The sequence below is a fragment of the Micromonospora sp. 050-3 genome (assembly GCF_046549335.1).
Lineage (GTDB): Bacteria > Actinomycetota > Actinomycetes > Mycobacteriales > Micromonosporaceae > Micromonospora > Micromonospora trifolii.
On sequence record NZ_JAJPVX010000001.1, the window covers coordinates 214,360 to 231,682 of the forward strand.

Annotated in this window: 17 protein-coding genes; 10 read left to right on the top strand and 7 right to left on the bottom strand. The window is 72.4% G+C overall.

The window, feature by feature from the left end; genetic code table 11:
- Positions 1 to 29: 29 nt before the first annotated feature.
- Both ACLJOK_RS01045 and ACLJOK_RS01050 read right to left on the bottom strand, forming a co-directional pair.
- The gene (locus tag ACLJOK_RS01045; RefSeq protein ID WP_410815552.1) at positions 30 to 551 is read right to left on the bottom strand and encodes an SRPBCC family protein; all 522 of its coding nucleotides are present in this window, start codon (positions 549 to 551) and stop codon (positions 30 to 32) included.
- Positions 552 to 863, bottom strand: coding sequence for an ArsR/SmtB family transcription factor (locus tag ACLJOK_RS01050; protein WP_112699184.1), 312 nt, complete (start codon positions 861 to 863; stop codon positions 552 to 554).
- A gap of 98 nt (positions 864 to 961) precedes the next feature.
- On the opposite strand from ACLJOK_RS01050, the gene ACLJOK_RS01055 reads away from it, so the two are divergent.
- Complete coding sequence (locus ACLJOK_RS01055) at positions 962 to 1,891, top strand: LLM class F420-dependent oxidoreductase (RefSeq protein WP_410815554.1); 930 nt, start codon at positions 962 to 964, stop codon at positions 1,889 to 1,891.
- 18 nt (positions 1,892 to 1,909) lie between these two features.
- On the opposite strand, the gene ACLJOK_RS01060 is transcribed toward ACLJOK_RS01055, so the two are convergent.
- Positions 1,910 to 2,332, bottom strand: coding sequence for a hypothetical protein (locus ACLJOK_RS01060; RefSeq protein ID WP_410815555.1), 423 nt, complete (start codon positions 2,330 to 2,332; stop codon positions 1,910 to 1,912).
- Between the two features lie 185 nt (positions 2,333 to 2,517).
- On the opposite strand from ACLJOK_RS01060, the gene ACLJOK_RS01065 reads away from it, so the two are divergent.
- The 3 genes from ACLJOK_RS01065 (at position 2,518) to ACLJOK_RS01075 (ending at position 5,524) form a co-directional block, all read left to right on the top strand.
- Complete coding sequence (locus ACLJOK_RS01065) at positions 2,518 to 3,204, top strand: hypothetical protein (protein WP_410815556.1); 687 nt, start codon at positions 2,518 to 2,520, stop codon at positions 3,202 to 3,204.
- Positions 3,201 to 4,472, top strand: coding sequence for an FAD-binding protein (locus ACLJOK_RS01070; RefSeq protein WP_410815557.1), 1,272 nt, complete (start codon positions 3,201 to 3,203; stop codon positions 4,470 to 4,472). The genes ACLJOK_RS01065 and ACLJOK_RS01070 overlap by 4 nt, the downstream gene beginning before the upstream one ends.
- Positions 4,473 to 4,615: 143 nt before the next feature.
- A complete protein-coding gene (locus ACLJOK_RS01075) occupies positions 4,616 to 5,524 on the top strand; it encodes an alpha/beta hydrolase (RefSeq protein WP_410815558.1) in 909 nt (302 codons plus the stop codon).
- Positions 5,525 to 5,683: 159 nt separating this feature from the next.
- Here ACLJOK_RS01075 and ACLJOK_RS01080 read toward each other — a convergent pair whose 3' ends face one another.
- Together ACLJOK_RS01080 and ACLJOK_RS01085 are read right to left on the bottom strand one after the other, a co-directional pair.
- Positions 5,684 to 6,823 carry a site-2 protease family protein gene (locus ACLJOK_RS01080; RefSeq protein ID WP_410815560.1) on the bottom strand — a complete coding sequence of 380 codons (1,140 nt, stop codon included), beginning with the start codon at positions 6,821 to 6,823 and terminating at the stop codon, positions 5,684 to 5,686.
- A gap of 146 nt (positions 6,824 to 6,969) precedes the next feature.
- Positions 6,970 to 7,824 (bottom strand): alpha/beta hydrolase, encoded by an 855-nt coding sequence (locus tag ACLJOK_RS01085; RefSeq protein ID WP_410815561.1) that lies wholly within the window; start codon positions 7,822 to 7,824, stop codon positions 6,970 to 6,972.
- A gap of 140 nt (positions 7,825 to 7,964) precedes the next feature.
- On the opposite strand from ACLJOK_RS01085, the gene ACLJOK_RS01090 reads away from it, so the two are divergent.
- Genes ACLJOK_RS01090 through ACLJOK_RS01105 form a run of 4 tightly spaced genes read left to right on the top strand, consistent with a single transcriptional unit; the run spans position 7,965 to position 11,453 of the window.
- Positions 7,965 to 8,864, top strand: a complete 900-nt coding sequence (locus ACLJOK_RS01090; RefSeq protein WP_410815562.1) for an ABC transporter ATP-binding protein — start codon at positions 7,965 to 7,967, stop codon at positions 8,862 to 8,864.
- A 1-nt stretch (position 8,865) separates the two neighbouring features.
- Positions 8,866 to 9,666 carry an ABC transporter permease gene (locus ACLJOK_RS01095; RefSeq protein WP_410815563.1) on the top strand — a complete coding sequence of 267 codons (801 nt, stop codon included), beginning with the start codon at positions 8,866 to 8,868 and terminating at the stop codon, positions 9,664 to 9,666.
- A 27-nt stretch (positions 9,667 to 9,693) separates the two neighbouring features.
- The gene (locus tag ACLJOK_RS01100) at positions 9,694 to 10,824 is read left to right on the top strand and encodes a sensor histidine kinase (protein ID WP_410815564.1); all 1,131 of its coding nucleotides are present in this window, start codon (positions 9,694 to 9,696) and stop codon (positions 10,822 to 10,824) included.
- Positions 10,821 to 11,453 carry a response regulator gene (locus ACLJOK_RS01105; protein ID WP_410815566.1) on the top strand — a complete coding sequence of 211 codons (633 nt, stop codon included), beginning with the start codon at positions 10,821 to 10,823 and terminating at the stop codon, positions 11,451 to 11,453. The genes ACLJOK_RS01100 and ACLJOK_RS01105 overlap by 4 nt, the downstream gene beginning before the upstream one ends.
- 16 nt (positions 11,454 to 11,469) lie before the next feature.
- On the opposite strand, the gene ACLJOK_RS01110 is transcribed toward ACLJOK_RS01105, so the two are convergent.
- The gene (locus ACLJOK_RS01110) at positions 11,470 to 12,381 is read right to left on the bottom strand and encodes a L,D-transpeptidase family protein (RefSeq protein ID WP_410815568.1); all 912 of its coding nucleotides are present in this window, start codon (positions 12,379 to 12,381) and stop codon (positions 11,470 to 11,472) included.
- A 75-nt stretch (positions 12,382 to 12,456) separates the two neighbouring features.
- Positions 12,457 to 13,902, bottom strand: coding sequence for an alpha-amylase family glycosyl hydrolase (locus ACLJOK_RS01115; protein ID WP_410815569.1), 1,446 nt, complete (start codon positions 13,900 to 13,902; stop codon positions 12,457 to 12,459).
- Between the two features lie 284 nt (positions 13,903 to 14,186).
- On the opposite strand from ACLJOK_RS01115, the gene ACLJOK_RS01120 reads away from it, so the two are divergent.
- Together ACLJOK_RS01120 and ACLJOK_RS01125 are read left to right on the top strand one after the other, a co-directional pair.
- The gene (locus ACLJOK_RS01120; protein ID WP_410815571.1) at positions 14,187 to 15,833 is read left to right on the top strand and encodes a hypothetical protein; all 1,647 of its coding nucleotides are present in this window, start codon (positions 14,187 to 14,189) and stop codon (positions 15,831 to 15,833) included.
- Entirely contained in the window at positions 15,833 to 17,296 is a 1,464-nt protein-coding gene (locus ACLJOK_RS01125) for an NADH-ubiquinone oxidoreductase-F iron-sulfur binding region domain-containing protein (RefSeq protein ID WP_410815572.1), read from the top strand. Before ACLJOK_RS01120 ends, ACLJOK_RS01125 begins: the two co-directional genes overlap by 1 nt.
- Positions 17,297 to 17,323 lie beyond the last annotated feature (27 nt).

Here is a 17,323-nt window from a genome sequence, read left to right on the forward strand (position 1 = left end):
GGGCTCCGGGGCCGCCGGGACCGCACCGGTCAGCCCTCACCGAGCCGTTCGGCGTACGCGTCGCGCAGCTCGGGCCAGCCGAAGTCCTTGGCCTCCGCGCCGCGGATCGGGCCGACCGGGTCGCCGTCGAGCAACCGGTCGGCCACGTCGAGGCAGAGGTGCCAGCCGGCCGCGACCATCGGCAGCATGCCCCGGTCGGCGACGGTGTGCCGCAGGGTGAGCCGGGTGCCGCTGCCCAGCGGGCTCAGCTCCCAGCGCAGCAGGTCGTCGCCCCAGGTGTACTCCAGCAGGTGCGGCGGCTCGGCCCGGCGTACCGTCGCCGGGTCCTCCTGGGTGGTCTCGCCGTCGATGAGGGTGAGCACGGCGGCGCCGGCGTTGCCGAGATCGCGGTCGGCGAGGAACGGCGCCCACTGCGCGAGCTGGGCCGGGTCGGTCAGTGCCGCCCAGACGGCGGCTGGCGGATGCCGCAGGTCGCGGACGAAGACCAGTGTCGCGCCGCCATCGGCGCGCACGTCGGCGGGTGGGCTCGGGCGGAACGCGTCGCGGTCCATTCACTGCTCCTGACTGTCGAGGTGCCGTTCCAGGGCGTCCAGGTGTCGGGCCCAGAGCCGCCGGTACGGGTCGAGCCAGCCGTCGACGTCCCGCAGCGGGCCGGGGTCGAGGCGGTAGATCCGTTGTCGGGCGGCCGTCCGGCAGGTGACGAAGCCGGCGTCGCGTAGCACCCGCAGATGTTTGGAGACGGCTGGCTGGCTGACCCCGAGCCCGTCGACCAGCTCGCCGACGCTGCGTTCGGCGTCGCGGAGCTGATCGAGGATCCGGCGCCGGGTGGGCTCGGCGAGGACGGTGAAGGCGTCGGTGGACACCTTCCCAATATGCCTGCTGCGTCATATGACTGTCAAAGCATACGACGACCGCGGCCGTCCCGACACGGCACCGCCGATCGGCTCCCTATGCTCGGATCATGGAACTTCGGATCTTCACCGAGCCCCAGCAGGGCGCCAGCTACGACCAGTTGCTCGCCGTCGCCCGCTGCGCCGAGGACGCTGGCTACGGCGCGTTCTTCCGGTCCGACCACTACCTGATGATGGGCGACGTGAGCGGCGAGCCCGGCCCCACCGACGCGTGGACCACGCTCGCCGGCCTGGCCCGGGAGACCAACCGCATCCGGCTCGGCACGTTGATGACCGCCGCCACCTTCCGCCTGCCCGGCCCGCTGGCGATCACCGTGGCGCAGGTCGACCAGATGAGCGGCGGCCGGGTGGAGCTGGGCATCGGCACCGGCTGGTACGCCGAGGAGCACAGCGCGTACGGCATCCCGTTCCCGCCGTTGGGCGAGCGGTTCGACCGGCTGGAGGAGCAGCTCGCCGTCATCACCGGGCTCTGGTCCACGCCGCCGGGGGAGCGGTTCGACCACGACGGCCGGTACTACCCGGTCCGTGACTCGCCCGCCCTGCCCAAGCCCGTGCAGCAGCCGAGTCCACCGATCCTGCTCGGCGGGACGGGCCCGAAGCGCACCCCTCGGCTGGCCGCCCGCTACGCGGACGAGTTCAACCTGCCGTTCGCCTCGGTGCCGGACACGGCGGCGCAGTTCGACCGGGTCCGCGCGGCCTGCGTCGAGATCGGCCGGGACCCGGCCGGGATGGTCTGGTCCAACGCCCTGGTGCTCTGCTGCGGGCGCGACGACGCCGAGGTGGCCCGTCGGGCCGCCGCCATCGGCCGCGAACCGGACGAGCTGCGGGCCAACGGTCTGGCCGGGACGCCCGGTGAGGTGCTGGACACCATCGGCCGGTACGCGGAGATCGGCAGCGAGCGGCTCTACCTCCAGGTGCTGGACCTCAGCGACCTGGAGCACCTGGAGCTGGTCGCCAGCGAGGTGATGGCGAAGCTGTGAATCGGCCGCGCCTCCGGGTCAGGCCCGGTGGGCACCCGTCCCTACCGCGTTCGGGTCGCCCAGCACGGTGTCCAGCCGCCCGTCGCGGTCACTGTCCACATAGGTGATGTCCGGGGTCCCGTCACCGTCCACGTCGATCTGGACGACGTCGGCGACGCCGTCACCGTCGAGGTCGGTGACCACCTCCACCGAACCGTCCAGGTGACGGGTCACGATCGACTGTGCGCCGGGGAAGCGCGGTGGCGGGCCCGGTGCCGGCACCGGCGTCGGGGCGGGCGCGGGCGCCGGTGTGGGCCGAGGACCAGGCGTGGGCGACGGGTGGCTCGGCAATCCACCGGCCGGCGGCGCGCTGGCCTGCTCGACCCCGGTGCCGGTGGGGTCCAGCTCCTCCTCGGAGGGGAAGACGTCGCCCCGCGGGGCCGGATCACGGTAGCTGCTCATGGGCGTAGGGTTCCCCGACGATGACGAGAACAACCGTGCCCGATCGACCGGTGTCCTCGGTGCCCGGTTTGGTGGAAGCTGCGGGGACCGACGCCACGGTCATGAACGGGGGTCCGAGCGTGGAACTGCGCCGGAATCGGGGGTCCCGTGCGCTCGCCTCGGTGTGCGTACTCGGTGGAGTGCTCTTGTTGGTCTATCCCAGCGACGGCGCCCTGCTACGGACGATCGTCGCGGTGGGGGCGATCGCGCTCGGCGCGGTGGCGCTGGTCGGCGCGTTGCGGCCGTTCCGGTTCAGGATCCACTCGGAAGGGCTCAGCATTCGGCGGCCCGGGCTGCGTCGGGAGATCGGGTGGGCCGACGTGGACGCGCTGGTCCTCGACGAGCCGCCGCGAAGCGACGGCTACCCGAAACCGCCGCGACTGCTGCTGGTGCCGGTGCAGGGTGTGCCGCGTGAGCTGGTGACCGCCCGCCACCCGCTCGACGGCCGAGCGGCCGTCGAGTTGCTCGTCCTCGACCAGGTCCGTGAGCAGCCCGAGCAGGTGTCGGCAGCGCTCACCCGCTATGCCGGAGACCGGTTCGTCGACCTGCTCGCGCTGCGTCGCGCCGCCTTCGAGGCCCCGGAGCTCCCGGTCGGTCTGCGTGGCTACCAGATGGACCGGGTCGACCGGTTGATCCGGCGCGGCCAGGACGCGCTGATGTCCGGGGACGCGTCGGCCCGGCAGGCGGCCCGGGGGGAGATCGAACGCGCCACCACTGCCGGTCTGCCGATCGCCCAGCGTGGCTACAACACGTTCCAGACGGATACCGTTCTGGGCGCCCTCGTCGCCGCGTTGGCCGACCACCAGAGCACCGATCGGGAGACCGCCACATGACCGCGCAGGGACCGCAGGCCGCGTCGATGACCGACGTTCCGCGCCGCAACTGGGCCGGCAACGTGCGATACGCCGCGAAGGCGTTCCACAACCCCACCTCCGTGGACGAACTGCGCCGGCTCGTCGCCGGCAGCAGCCGGATCCGGGCGGTGGGCAGCGGGCACTCCTTCAACCGTTTCGGCGACACCGACGGTGACCTGGTCAGCCTCGCCGGGCTGCCCCCGGTCGTCGAAGTGGACCATGAGCGGGGGCAGGTCACAGTGAGCGGCGCGCTGCGCTACGGCGACGTCGCCCGACACCTGCACACCCAGGGGTACGCGCTGGCGAACCTCGCCTCGCTGCCGCACATCTCGGTGGCCGGCGCGGTCGCCACCGCCACCCACGGCTCCGGCCAGACCCACGGCAACCTGGCCAGCGCGGTCGCCGGCCTGGAACTGGTCACCGCCGACGGCGATCTGCTCCGGGTCGACAGTGACGCCGACACGTTCGCCGGCATGGTGGTCGGGCTCGGCGCGCTCGGCCTGGTCACCCGAGTCACACTGGATGTCGTGCCGACCTTCGCGCTGCGCCAGTACGTACGCCTCGACCTGGACCGGACGGCGCTGGACGAGGCGCTCGGCTCGGCGTACAGCGTGAGTGTCTTCACCGACTTCCGTACGCCCCGGCTGCGCGAGGTGTGGCGCAAGCAGGTGGCCGACGAGCAGCCACCCCCGGCGGACTGGCTGGGCACCGCCGCCGCCGACCAACCCCGGCACCCGGTGCTCGGGATGCCGGCGGAGAACTGCACCCCTCAGCTCGGCGAACCGGGCCCGTGGCACGAGCGGCTGCCGCACTTCAAGCTCGGCTTCACCCCGAGCAGCGGCGACGAACTGCAGTCCGAGTACCACGTCGCGCGGACGGCGGCGGCTGACGCGCTCGCCGCGCTGGACGACCTGGCGGACCTGATCGCCCCGGTGCTGCTGGTGTCCGAGCTGCGGACGGTGGCGGCCGACGAGCTGTGGCTCAGCCCGAACTACCGGCGAGACAGCTTCGTGCTGCACTTCACCTGGGTCGACGACACAGCGGCGGTGCTGCCCGTGGTGGCTGCCGTGGAGGAGCGGCTGGCGCCCTTCGCGCCCCGCCCCCACTGGGGCAAGGTCTTCGTCACCGACCCGGCCGAGCTGTCCGCCCGCTACCCGAGGTACGCCGACTTCGCCGCGCTCCTGGCCGACCTGGACCCGAAGGGCACGTTCCGCACCGACGCCCTGGACCGCTACTTCCCCCGGTGACCGCACGCGTGCCATAGCGCTATGGCATGGGGAGGTTGGGATTGGTGGGGTGGAAGACCCCGGACAGACACTGATGTTTGTCGATGAGTCTCATCGGCCGGTCCCCGTCCCGGGACCGTCGGCTCCACCCCTCGGAGCGAGACATGCAGCCCGTACCCGCCATCACCCCCGAACCAGTCGCCCGCCGCCCCCGTCGCGGTCTGCGGTGGGCGCTCGCCCTGGCCGTGCTCGGCACCGGACTGGGCGCAGCGCCGGCCGCCCATGCCGCCGCCAGCCCGTACGAGCGTGGCCCGGCCCCCACCGTGGCCAGCATCGAAGCCAGCCGGGGCGCGTTCGCCATCGCCCAGAGCACCGTCGCCGCCTCCAGCGTCAGCGGTTTCCGGGGCGGAACGATCTACTACCCGACCAGCACCGCCGAGGGCACCTTCGGCGCGGTGGCGATCTCACCCGGCTACACCGCCACCCAGTCCAGCGTGGCCTGGCTGGGGCCGCGCCTCGCCTCGCAGGGCTTCGTGGTGATCACGATCGACACGTTGTCCCGCTACGACCAGCCGGCCAGCCGGGGCACGCAACTGCTGGCAGCCCTGGACTACCTCACCAACACCAGCGGCGTGCGTACCCGGATCGACCGCAACCGGCTCGCCGTGATGGGGCACTCGATGGGAGGCGGCGGCAGCCTCTCGGCGGCGAACTCACGACCGCAGTTGCAGGCCGCGATCCCGCTCACCGGCTGGCACACCGTCAAGAACTGGTCCGGCGTACGGGTGCCGACGCTTGTGGTCGGCGCCGAGAACGACTCGGTGGCGCCGGTCTCGTCGCACTCGGAGCCGTTCTACACCAGCCTGCCGTCCACGTTGGACAAGGCGTACCTGGAACTCAACAACGCCAGCCACTCCGCGCCCACGTCGACGAACGTGACGGTCGCCAAGTACAGCATCTCCTGGCTGAAGCGCTTCGTGGACGACGACACCCGCTACGACCAGTTCCTCTGCCCCGCACCCCCCGCCTCAGCAACCATCCAGGAATACCGCAACACCTGCCCCCACTCCTGACCCTGCGCCCCGCTGCCCCCGCCCCGCCCCTCGCCCCCGCCCCTCGCCCCCGCCCCTCGCCCCCGCCCCTCGCCCCCGGCCCGGTTGATCATGAAGTTATTGCCACTCGTCGCGGCGTGTCGGCGCAATAACTTCATGATCAACGGGGCGGGGTGGGGGTCACCGGGATGGGGTGGGGGTGCGGAGGGTGCTGCGTTGGACGGCGCGGCTGATGTCGCTGGGGGAGACGATCCCGGTCAGGTGGCCGTCCTCGGTCACCACCAGGGCGCGGCCGTCGGCGCACTCGCTGAGCCGGGGGAGCAGGTCGTTGAGCTGTTCACCGGGCTGGGCCAGCACCAGTTCGTCGGCTCGGCAGGCCACCTCGGCCAGCGTGGTCGACGCCCGCCGCTCCGGCGGCACGCCCCGCACCCGGTCGACGGTGACCAGGCCGGTCGGCCGGCCGTCCTCGGTCAGCGGCAGCGCCGAATGCCGGTACGCGAACAGGTAGTTGTCGACGAAGTCCGCGACAGTCATCTGCGCCGAGGCGGTCTGCGGCTGCGGGGTCATCACATCGCCCACCCGAATCCCGCGCAGCGCGGTGCCGGTGCGGGCCTGCCGCTCCTCCATCCCGGCCGCGCCGATCAGGAACCAGCCGATCAGGGCCAGCCAGAGCCCACCGAAACCGACCCCGGACAGGAACTGCCACAACCCCAGGCCGATCAGCAGCACACCCAGCACCCAGCCGGCGCGAGCGGCGACCACTGACGCTCGGGTCCGGTCACCGGTGGCCTTCCAGACCGCGGCGCGCAGCAACCGACCACCGTCCAGGGGCGCGGCCGGCAGCACGTTGAAGATGGCCAGCAGCACGTTGATCCCCGCCAGCCACGCCACCGCCCCGAACAGGAGCCCGTCCTGCCCGGCCAGCGCGAGCAGCGCCGCGATGGCACCGAAGAACGCCCCGAGCAGCAGGCTGACCAGCGGGCCCACGCCCGCGATGCGCAACTCCGCCCCGGGGTCACGCGGCTCGCCCCGCAACTCGGCGACGCCGCCGAACAGCCACAGCGTGATGCCGTCGACAGTCAGCCCGTTGCGCTTGGCCACCACAGCGTGCGACACCTCGTGGGCGAGCAGGCCGACGAAGAACACCACCGCCGCGGCCAGCCCGGCGATCGTGTACGCCACCGGCGAGTGGTCGGGGTACGAACGGGGGAACTGGTTCGCGGCCAACCCCCACGCGATCAACGCGAAGATGACCAGCACGCTCCAGTTGACGCCGACCGGCACTCCCGCGACCCGGCCAAGCCGGAAACTGGCCCTCATCGCACCGAGATACCCCGCCAGACCGTGGGCATGCGAGAAAGGATCCACTCCGGTTTCATGAAGTCGGGGTGTCCTGGCGCCAGGGATACCCCGACTTCATGAAAGACGAGTGGATCATGCCCGCCTGTCTGGCGGCCGAGCCCGGGTCAGCGGCGGGGGGTCTCGCTGGCGATGGTCACCTCACGGGGCAGGGCCGCCGCTCGCAGCGCCCAGTCCAGCGCGTAGTCGGCGATCTGCTCCCAGCCGTCTTGGCCGACAGTGAAGTGTGACCGGCCGGCGAACTGCTCGTACGCGGTGAGGGCCCGGGACTTCTGGTAGAGCCCGGCGTTGGCGCGGACCACCGACGCCGGCACCACGTGGTCGACCTCGCCGGCCATCAGCAGCAGCGGTGCCCGGTCGGTACGCCCGACGTCGACCCGGGCCGGCGAGCGCGGGTCGAGGTTGGCGAACGCGCCCTCGAAGAAGACCCGTCCGGCGCCGGGGACGGCGTAGCGCTGCCAGGCCCGGTCGGAGTCCTCGCGGCTCATCGTGTTGCCGAAGGTGTAGGCGAAGTCGTCCGAGGTGAACGGGACGGCCTTGCCGCGGTTGGCGGGGCTGCGCAGGATCGGAAAGCCCGAGCGCAGCTGACTCAGCGGCACCTTGAGCACCCCCTTCACCGCCGCGGGATGCACCCCCACCACCGCCGCACCGAGACCCCGGTCGGCGAGGACCTGGGCGAACAGGCCGCCGAACGAGTGCCCCATGATGATCGGCGGTCGGGGCAGCGCCCGGATGATCCGGTCGTAGTGCGCCACGATCGTGGCCATGCTCTGCTCGGCGATCGGGCCGGGATCGTCGCGCAACTGCTCCACGGACCGGTCCATGCCGGGCCAGGCGGGGGCGATGACGTGCATGCCGCGCTCGGTGTACCGCTGGGCCCACCCCTCCCAACTGCGCGGCGTCATCCAGAGCCCGTGGATCAGCACGACCGTGTCGACCTGACCCTGCGGCGTGGCACCCATCGCGTCCTCCCGGTGTCGCGGTTCGGCCCGGCGGTTACCCGCTGTGCCCGTCCGGAATCCGGCCGCCCTGACAAATGTCACGGTCGGGGCGTGACGACCGCTCCGGGCATCGGGGTACGCGCCGCCGGAGCATCAATGGCATGACCAGTACGCATCCGGCTGTCGAGTTGGACGGCCTAACCAAGAGCTTCGGCGCGGTCACCGCTGTCGACGGGTTGAGCCTACGGGTGCAGCCCGGCGAGGTGGTGGCGTTCCTCGGCCCGAACGGCGCGGGCAAGACCACCACCATCGACATGCTGCTCGGGCTGTCCCGCCCGGACACCGGCACCGTCCGGGTCCTCGGCGGCACCCCGGACGACGCGGTGGCCCGAGGTCGGGTCGCCGCCGTGCTCCAGACCGGCGGGCTGCTCAAGGACCTGACCGTGGGCGAGACGGTACGGATGACCGCCCACTTCTACCGGCACACCCGTCCGGCGGCCGAGGTGCTGGAGCGGGCCGGTATCACCGACATCGCCGACCGGGTGGTCGGGCGCTGCTCGGGCGGTCAGCAGCAACGACTGCGCTTCGCGCTGGCCCTGCTGCCCGACCCGGACCTGATGGTGCTCGACGAGCCGACCACCGGCATGGACGTCGAGGGTCGGCGGGACTTCTGGCACGCCCTGCGCCGAGACGCCCGGCGTGGACGGACCGTCATCTTCGCCACCCACTACCTCGACGAAGCGGACGCGTACGCCGACCGGATCGTGCTGGTCCGGCAGGGGCGCATCGTCGCCGACGGCACCACCGCGGAGATCAAGAACCTGGCCGCCGGCCGTACCGTGCGGGCCACCCTGCCCGGCGCCGACCAGGCCGCGCTCGCCGCGCTGCCCGGCGTGGACGCCGTGGAGGTGCGCGGCGACAGCGTGCTGGTGCGGACCGGCGACTCGGACGCCGTCGCCCGGCACCTGCTGACCCGGACCGCCGCCCGGGACGTCGAGATCACCTCCCGCAACCTCGAGGACGCCTTCCTCGCCCTGACCACAGCGCAGACCGGAGCCTGAGATGACCACCTCCACCCCCACCCGCGCCGGTGTCACCGAACCGGACCGTCGGCTGCCCGCGCTGGGCGGGTTCGCCCCCGGTGCCCTGGGCATCGAGCTGCGCCGGGTCCTGCGCAACCGCCGCACCCTCGCCTTCACGCTGATCATGCCGGGGGTCTTCTTCCTCATCTTCGGCCTGCCGCAGGGCGGGCAGTCACTGGACAACGGTCGGCCGGTGACGGCGTACGTCATGATCAGCCTGGCCGTGTACGCGGCAATGGTGGCCACCACCAGCGTCGGTGGCGCGGTGGCCACCGAGCGGGCGCTGGGCTGGAGCCGACAGCTGCGGCTCACCCCGCTCCGCCCGGCGGCGTACGTGGCGACCAAGCTGATCACCGCGATGAGTCTCGGTCTGCTCGCGGTCGTCACCGAGTTCCTGGTGGGTGCCGTGGCCGGCGTCCGCGTCCCGGCGTACGTCTGGCTGCTGTCCGGGCTCGCCGCCTGGGTCGGCTCGCTGGTCTTCGCCGCGTTCGGTCTCTTCATCGGCTACCTGGCGCCGGCCGAGAACGTCATGCAGATCATCGGCCCCGTCCTGGCGGTGCTGGCCATGTTCGGCGGACTGTTCGTCCCGGTCGAGGTCCTGCCGGACGTGCTCCAGCAGGTCGCGAAGTTCACCCCGGTGTACGGCATGGGCGTGCTGGCCCGCGCCCCACTGACCGGCGACGGGGTGAGCATGGCGGCGGTGGCGAACCTCGTCGTCTGGGCGCTGCTCTTCGGCGTCGGCGCGGCCCGGCTGTTCCGCCGGGACACCGCGCGGGTCTGACCGGCAGCGACCGCTAGCGTGAACCCGATGGACCTCTCGACCGGGCAGCCCTGGCCGGTGAGCCGCCACTGGCGGGTCACCGGCTGGCTGCTGGCCGCCGTCTGGCTGTTCTTTCTCAACGTGCCGCTCGCCACCGCGCTGCACCAGCCGGAGCCGTGGCGGCAAGTCCTCGGCGTGGTGGCCCTGGTCGTCTTCGGCGTCGGTTACGTGCTGCTGTTCCAGTGGGCCCGCAAGCTGCGCCAGTCCCTGCAGCCGATTCCGGCGGGCCGGGCGCGGGCCGGGCTGGCGCTGCTGCTCGCGGTGGGCCTGGCCAGCCTCCCGGGTACCGGCGGGGACTGGCTGGCCACACTGGTCTACGTGGCCGCGGCGGCGGTGTTCCTGCTGCCGCCGTGGGAGGCGTTGGCCGTCGTGGTGCTCTGCGCGGTGACCCCCGTGCTGGCCTCCTGGCTGGTGCCGGGGTGGGAGGCGGAGAACGGCATCGTCTTCGCGGTGCTGCTCGCCTCGTTCGCCATGTTCGGGGTGTCCCAACTGGCCCAGCGCAACAGCGAACTCCGCGCCGCCCAACAGGAGATCGGCCGGCTCGCGGTCGCCGAGGAGCGGTCCCGCGCCGCCCGCGACCTGCACGACATCCTCGGGCACTCGCTCACCGTGGTGGCGATCAAGGCCGAGTTGGCCGGGCGTCTGATCGAGGTCGACCGGGAGCGGGCCGCCACCGAGATCGCCGAGGTGGAGGCGCTGGCCCGGGCCGCGCTGGCCGACGTACGGCAGACGGTCGGGGCGTACCGCGAGGTCAGTCTCGCCGCGGAGCTGGCCGGCGCCCGCTCCGCGCTGGCCGCGGCGGGCATCGCGGCGGACGTGTCGTCCGAGGTGCCGGAGCTGCCGGAGGAGTGGGACCGGTTGTTCGGCTGGGCGGTACGGGAAGGGGTGACCAACGTGGTCCGGCACAGCGGGGCGCGGTGCTGCGTGATCCGGGTGCACCCGGATCGGGTCGAGATCAGCGACGACGGTCGTGGCCCGTCCACTCCCGACCCGAGCGGGCACGGGTTGGTCGGCCTGCGGGAGCGTGCGCGGCGGCTGGACGCGGTGGTGACAGTCGGCCGTCGGCCGGCGGGCGACGGTTTTCTGCTGCGGGTGCACGCGCCGGGGGAGGCCCGGTGAGCGGCGGGTCCACACCGATCCGGCTGCTGCTCGCCGACGACCAGGCGCTGGTCCGGGGCGCGCTGGCCGCCCTGCTCTCGCTGGAGGACGACCTGACGGTGGTCGCCGAGGTCGGCCGGGGCGACGAGGTGGTGCCCGAGGCCCGACGTAGCGCACCCGACGTCGCCCTGCTGGACGTGGAGATGCCCGGCCTGGACGGGATCGCCGCCGCCGCGGCGTTGCGGGCCGCGCTGCCGACCTGCCGGGTGCTGGTGGTGACCACCTTCGGTCGCCCCGGCTATCTGCGCCGTGCCATGGAGGCCGGTGCGAGCGGTTTCGTGGTCAAGGACACCCCGGCCCGGCAGCTCGCCGACGCGGTCCGCCGGGTGCACGCCGGCCTGCGGGTCGTCGACCCGACGCTGGCCGCGGAGACGCTGGCCGCCGGGATCAGCCCGCTGACCGAGCGGGAGACCGAGGTGCTGCGCATCGCGCGCGGCGGTGGCAGCGTCGCCGACCTGGCCAGAGCGTTGCACCTTTCCGAGGGAACGGTACGCAACCACCTGTCGGCGGCGATCGGCAAGACCGGTGCCCGCAACCGGGCCGACGCGATCCGGGTCGCCGAGCAGAACGGCTGGCTGCTCGGCGAGTGACAGTGGGTGCCGGTGCTCAGGCGGTCGGCGGCGGGGCGGCCAGTTGGTCGACCACGACGACGCTGCTGCCGGGCCGGACCTCGGCGAGCAGTTCCCGCTGACCGCTGCGGGTCAGCCGGATACAGCCGTTCGTGGTGTTCTCGCCCAGCTCGTCGTCGTGGTGCCAGGTGTGCACCCCGATGTGCGCGCCGCGCAGCCCGGAGGGCACCGACTCCGGGTCGTCGGGCACCGAACCGAGGGCGTAGATGTCCACCCCGCCGTAGACCTCCTCCGGCGGTGGGGTGCGGCCCAGGATGAAGGTCCGCCCCAGTGGAGTCTCCTGGCCCGACTGGCCGAGGCTGATCTCCCAGGAGCGCACCGCCTTGCCGGCCCGGTACCAGGTGAGCCGGTGGACCTTGCGTTCCACCACGATCTGGTCGCGCAGCGGCACCGTCTCGAACCCGCCGGGCGGCAGCCAGGCGAGTCGGCGGTTGGCCGAGGGCAGCAGGACGGCCGTCCAGCCGGCGCGCCGCTGGGTGATCGGCATGGTCAGCTCGACACCGCGGATGGTCGGTTCGAGGAAGGCGCGCGGCCGACCGCCGGGCGCGTCGTACGCGGCGATCCGTCTGGTCGGGTGCACGCCGTCGGTCAGCGGTGTGACGTCCGTGCTGTTCGGATCGGCCGGGAACCCTCCGGGCGCGGGTTCGTAGTCGACCACCGGCAACCCGTCCGGGGCGGGCGCGGCCGGGGGGATCGAATCCTCCGGGCTCTGGTCCACACTGCTGGGAGTCGGGTCGGCTGCCACCACGTTGCGATCGTCGGGGGCCGTCGAGCTCGGGGTGAGGGCCTGGCCGACCAGCAGCGCGGTCACCAGCAGCGCGGGTACGCCGATGGCGGCGGCGACCCAGACGCCGCGACGACGGTACGGAGTCTTTCGGTCGAACGGCACGAAACCACTCTATGGTGGCGGATGCTCCGGGGCCCCCGGTTCGGCGAGACCCGCCGTCCGGAGGCCCCGGTCGAATCAGACTCGCGCGCCGATGTGGATGGCCACGGCGTCGTGCGCCGGCACGTTCGCCGCGAACCAGCCACTACCGTCCACCGTGATCACCGGTCCGCTGCACGTGCCGCCCGCGTACGTGCCGTGGATGACGTCGCAGTATCGACCGGCGGGCAGCCCCGTGTAGTAGGAGCGGCCGTTCACAGCGGCGTCCTCGTCGTTGACGGTGATGAAGCCCTTGCCGCTGCGGCTGAACGCGATGTGGTTGTTGCCGTTGTCGTACCAGTTGGCCACGCCGGCGCCCTCGGTGGCGTTGCGGAAGCCGACCATGTTGGCGATCACCGGCCAGCGGTGTTCGCACTCCCAGCCGGAGTAGCAGGTGGCGTTGAGCGTCTTGTTGGCACCGTCCGACGGCGGGCCGGCGTCCCGGTTGCTGAAGGTGTAGCTGGACATGACGGTCGGGGAGCCGTACGGCCAGGCCAGCATGAAGGCGTTCGCCAGCGCGTAGATGCCCCGGTCGCGGTAGGTCAGCACCCCACCGGAGTCGCGCTGGGTGTCGTGGTTGTCGACGAACACCGAGGCCGGGCCGGTGGGCAGGTGCCCCCAGCCCTCGCCGAAGTTGCGCAGGTACGCCAACCGCTCGGAGCGGAACACCCGGGCCAGGTCCTTGCCGTAGCGGAACTCGTGCACGTCACCGTTGCCGGTGTACTCAGTCGGCTGCACCGGCTCGCCGGCGCCGTGGATGACCTCCTGCACGATGTACGCGGAGCGGGACAGCTTGCCCCTGATGGCGGCGATGTCGGCGGCCGGCATGTGCTTGCTGGCGTCCATCCGGAAGCCGTCGACGCCGAGCGAGAGCAGGTCGTTGAGGTACGAGGCGATCTTCGTGCGGACGTAGTCCGACTCGGTCTTGAGGTCCGACAGGTTGACCAGCTCGCAGTTCTGCACCTCGTACCGGTCGTTGTAGTTGGCGATGTCGTCGCCGCCGTTGCGCCCGCAGTGGTGGAAGTCCTGGGTCTGGTAGATGCCCGGGTAGTCGTAGTGCGAGTAGGACGAGCCGGCCCAGCCGGTGCCGCCGTTGTCCTGACCGGACATGTGGTTGACGACCGCGTCGACGATCACCTTGACCCCGGCCGCGTGGCAGGTGTTCACCATCGACTGGAACTGGGCCCGGGTGCCCTTGCGGGACTCGATGCGATAGCTGACCGGCTGGTACGCCAGCCACCACTGGTTGCCCCGCACGTGCTCCTGCGGGGGTGAGACCTGCACGTAGCCGTAACCCTTCGGGCCGAGGGTGCTCTGGCATTCGCTGGCCACCGAGGGCCAGTTCCACTCGAAGAGCTGGACGATGACCTTCTTGCCGCCGGACGGGGCGGCGACGGCCGGGGGTGCCGTAACGGCTGTGGGGACGAGCAGGCTGGCGATCAGGCCGAGGGCGAGGAGCGCCGAGCCGCGTCGACGTCGGTGCATGGGGACTCCTGACGGGAGCGGGAGCGGAGGCGGGGGTGGTGGTGCGGTGGGGAGTGCCAGGCTTGCCGGAATCTTGCAAGCCTGGCTGAAATTTGCGGAAAGGTTACAAGCGTGTTGCGGCGGCTGTCAACGCATGGACATTCGTCGCTGTCCAGATCGGTGGGTGGGAGCGGGTGCAACGCACGGCCGCGCCCCTCGGTTCGATTTCGGCCCAGAAATTTCCGTCGGCGGGTGATCCGCGCGCCCCGCCGGTCCGTACTGGATGGGGGAGCAGGGGTCGGCCGGTGGTACGCCGCCGCGAGACGATCGAGGAGCAGATGGCCCGGGCACAGCAGGACAAGAAGGCGGCGACGGTCCGGACCAGCGCCAGCAGTCGGGGGGTGCGTACCCCGTCGCGGTCGGCGAGCGCCCTGCTGATCGCGTCGGTGCTCGCCGCGCTCTGGGCGGCGATCATGCTGACCGGCGTCGGTCAGACGGCGTACGCGTACGGCTTCTTCTTCACCGAGTTCTTCGCCGGGGTGGTCTCCCTGGTGGCGTTGAGCCTCACAGTGATGCTCGGCCTGCTCGCCACCGACCGGCTGGTGCTGCGCATCCCGCACCGGGTGCTGATGCAGTCGGCGCACCGGGCCACCGGCGTGCTGGGCGTGGCCGGGCTCGGCTTCCACGTCCTCACCAAGATCGCCACGGGGCGGGCGGCGGCGACCGACGCGCTGGTGCCGTTCGTCGGCGGCCGAGGGCTCTACGTCGGGCTCGGCACGGTGGCCGCGCTGCTGATGGTCAGCGTGATCTGGACCGGCATCATCCGGGCCCGCTTCGCCGGCGTCGGTCCGAAGTGGCTGTGGCGCACGCTGCACTCCGCCGCCTACCTGGCCTGGCCGTTCGCTATCTTCCACGGCCTCAACGCCGGTCGGGCCGCGGCGCCCTGGGTGATGTTCAGCTACCTCGGCTGCATTGTGCTGGTGGTGCTTGCCCTGCTGGTCCGGTTCTCGGTCACCATCGGTCGGCGCAGCCGCGAGCAGCACCAGGCAGCGGTGCGCAACGCGGTGATGGTAGGCCGGGCCGAGGAGGCGAAGACCGCCCGATCGCTGCTGGCCGGGTTGGGTCGGCGCCCGAAGGCCGCCGACAAGCGTCCCGCCTGGGCGGAGACCACCACCGCCACCTGGGCCGCGCCGGCCGCACGACGTGACCCCGAACGGTTCACCGTTCCGGTGGTGCCCGAGCCCGGTTCCCTCGTCGAGCCGACCCGGCCCAGCCGACGTCGGCGGGAGGAGGAGCCGGCGGCCCGCCGCGACACCGAACGGTCCTCGCGCAGCCGTCGGGCCGAGGAGACCACTACCAGCCGATCGGCCCGCCGCAGCGTGGAGGAGACCGACACCCGACGACGCGACGAGGAGGAGCTGGAGCCGGTGACCCGACGGCGTGGCTCCCGTACCCGCGACGAGGCAGTGCCGACCGGTCGGCGTCGCACCGACGAGCAGACCTCTGAGCGGTCCCGTCGCCGGTCCCGCAGCGAGGACGACGGCAGCCGCTACTCGGCGCCGCCGCAGCCGACCCTCGACGACGCCGAGGAGCCGTGGGACAGTCCACGCCGGTGGCAGGCCGACGAGCCCATCTCCGCCGGCCCCATCTCCGTCGAGCCGATCTCGGCCGGCCCGGTCTCCAGCAGCCCGATCTCGTCGGCGCCGCGCAGCGGCAGCGGTCGGCACAGCGTCGATGACGACCTGCCCGAGGAGCCGGACTACTGGCGCCCGCCGGCCCGGTACGTGCCGGACGAGGTGGCGCCGCCCATCGACGACACCCCGACCCTTGTCGACCTGGCGTCCCGCCGTGCTCGACGGGCAGCCGGCGAGGGCAAGTCCAAGCGCCGCAAGGCCAGCGCGGACGCGGTGGACGGGGCGTACTGGGCCGGGCTGCGGGGTGAGGCGAAGTGATGCGGACCGCCGTACCACCTGTCGCCTGTGTCGGTGAACCGCGGCTCACCGCCGGCTTCGCCGAGTACGGCCGGCTCGACCTGCTCGCGCACGAGGAGGTGCACGGACCGATCGGTCCGATGGAGCCGGCGCAGCTGCTCCAGCTCGCCGAGGGCATGCAGCTCAAGGGCAAGGGCGGAGCGGGTTTCCCGTTCGCCCGCAAACTGCGCGCGGTGCTGGAGTCCTGCGAGCGGCAGGACCTCGCCGCCGTGGTGGTCGTCAACGCCAGCGAGGGGGAGCCGGCCAGCTGGAAGGACAAGGTACTGCTGACCCGCGCCCCGCACCTGGTCCTGGACGGGGCGGCGCTGGCCGCGTACGCGCTGGACGCCGACGAGATCGTGATCGGCGTGTCGGACGACGGGGTCGGCCGGGACTCGCTGATGGAGGCGCTCGACGAGCGCCGGATGCCGGTGCAGACGACGATCGTCACAGTGCCGCACCGGTTCATCTCCGGTGAGGGCGGCGCGCTGGTCAACGGGATCAACGGGCTGCCGCACATCCCGCCGGGCACCAAGAAACGCTCCAGCGACTCCGGGGTCAGCGGCCTACCCACACTGCTGTCCAACGCCGAGACGTTCGCCCAGCTCGCCGTCGGCGCCCGACTGGGTCCCTACGAGTACGCGGCGCTCGGCACCGACGACGAGCCCGGCACCGTGCTGCTCACAGTGACAGGCGCGGCGGGCCGACCGGCAGTGGTGGAGTGCACCGCCGGCATGCCGCTGCGCGACGTCCTCGACCTGTGCGAGGTGCCGGACGTCCAGGGCATCCTGATGGGCGGGTACCACGGCAAGTGGATCACCCCGGAGGCTGCGGAGAAGGCCGAGGTCTCCCGCAAGGGCCTGGCCGCTGTCGGCGGCACCCTCGGCGCCGGCATCATCATCCCGCTCGGTGTCGACACCTGCCCGCTCGGTGAGGCCGCCCAGGTGGTGCGCTACCTGGCCGGCGAGTCCGCCGGCCAGTGCGGGCCGTGCAAGATGGGCCTGCCGGACCTGGCCCGCGCCGTGGACCTGGCCGTCGCCGGCAGCCAACCGGCGGACGTGGTGCGCGCCGCCGCCGGCGAGGTGAAGGGCCGGGGCGCGTGCAGCCACCCGGACGGCACCGCCCGGTTCGCGCTCTCCGCGATCGAGGTCTTCGCCGAGGACCTGCGGCTGCACAGCACCGGCGACGGCTGTGGCCGACGGGTCAAGGGCGTCATGGGGCTGCCGGGCGCACCCGACGCGAACCCGCAGAAGCTCACCCTGGACTGGTCCCGCTGCGACGGGCACGGCCTCTGCGCGCACGTCGTACCGGACTTCATCCGGCTCGACGCGAACGGATATCCCGCCTTCCCGGCCACCCCCGTGCCGACCTGGCTGCGCGAGGGCGCGTTGAAGGCGGTCAAGGTCTGCCCCGAACTGGCCCTCCGACTCGCCAAGGCCGAGTAGCGAAGCGTCAGGCCCAGCAGGGGTCCC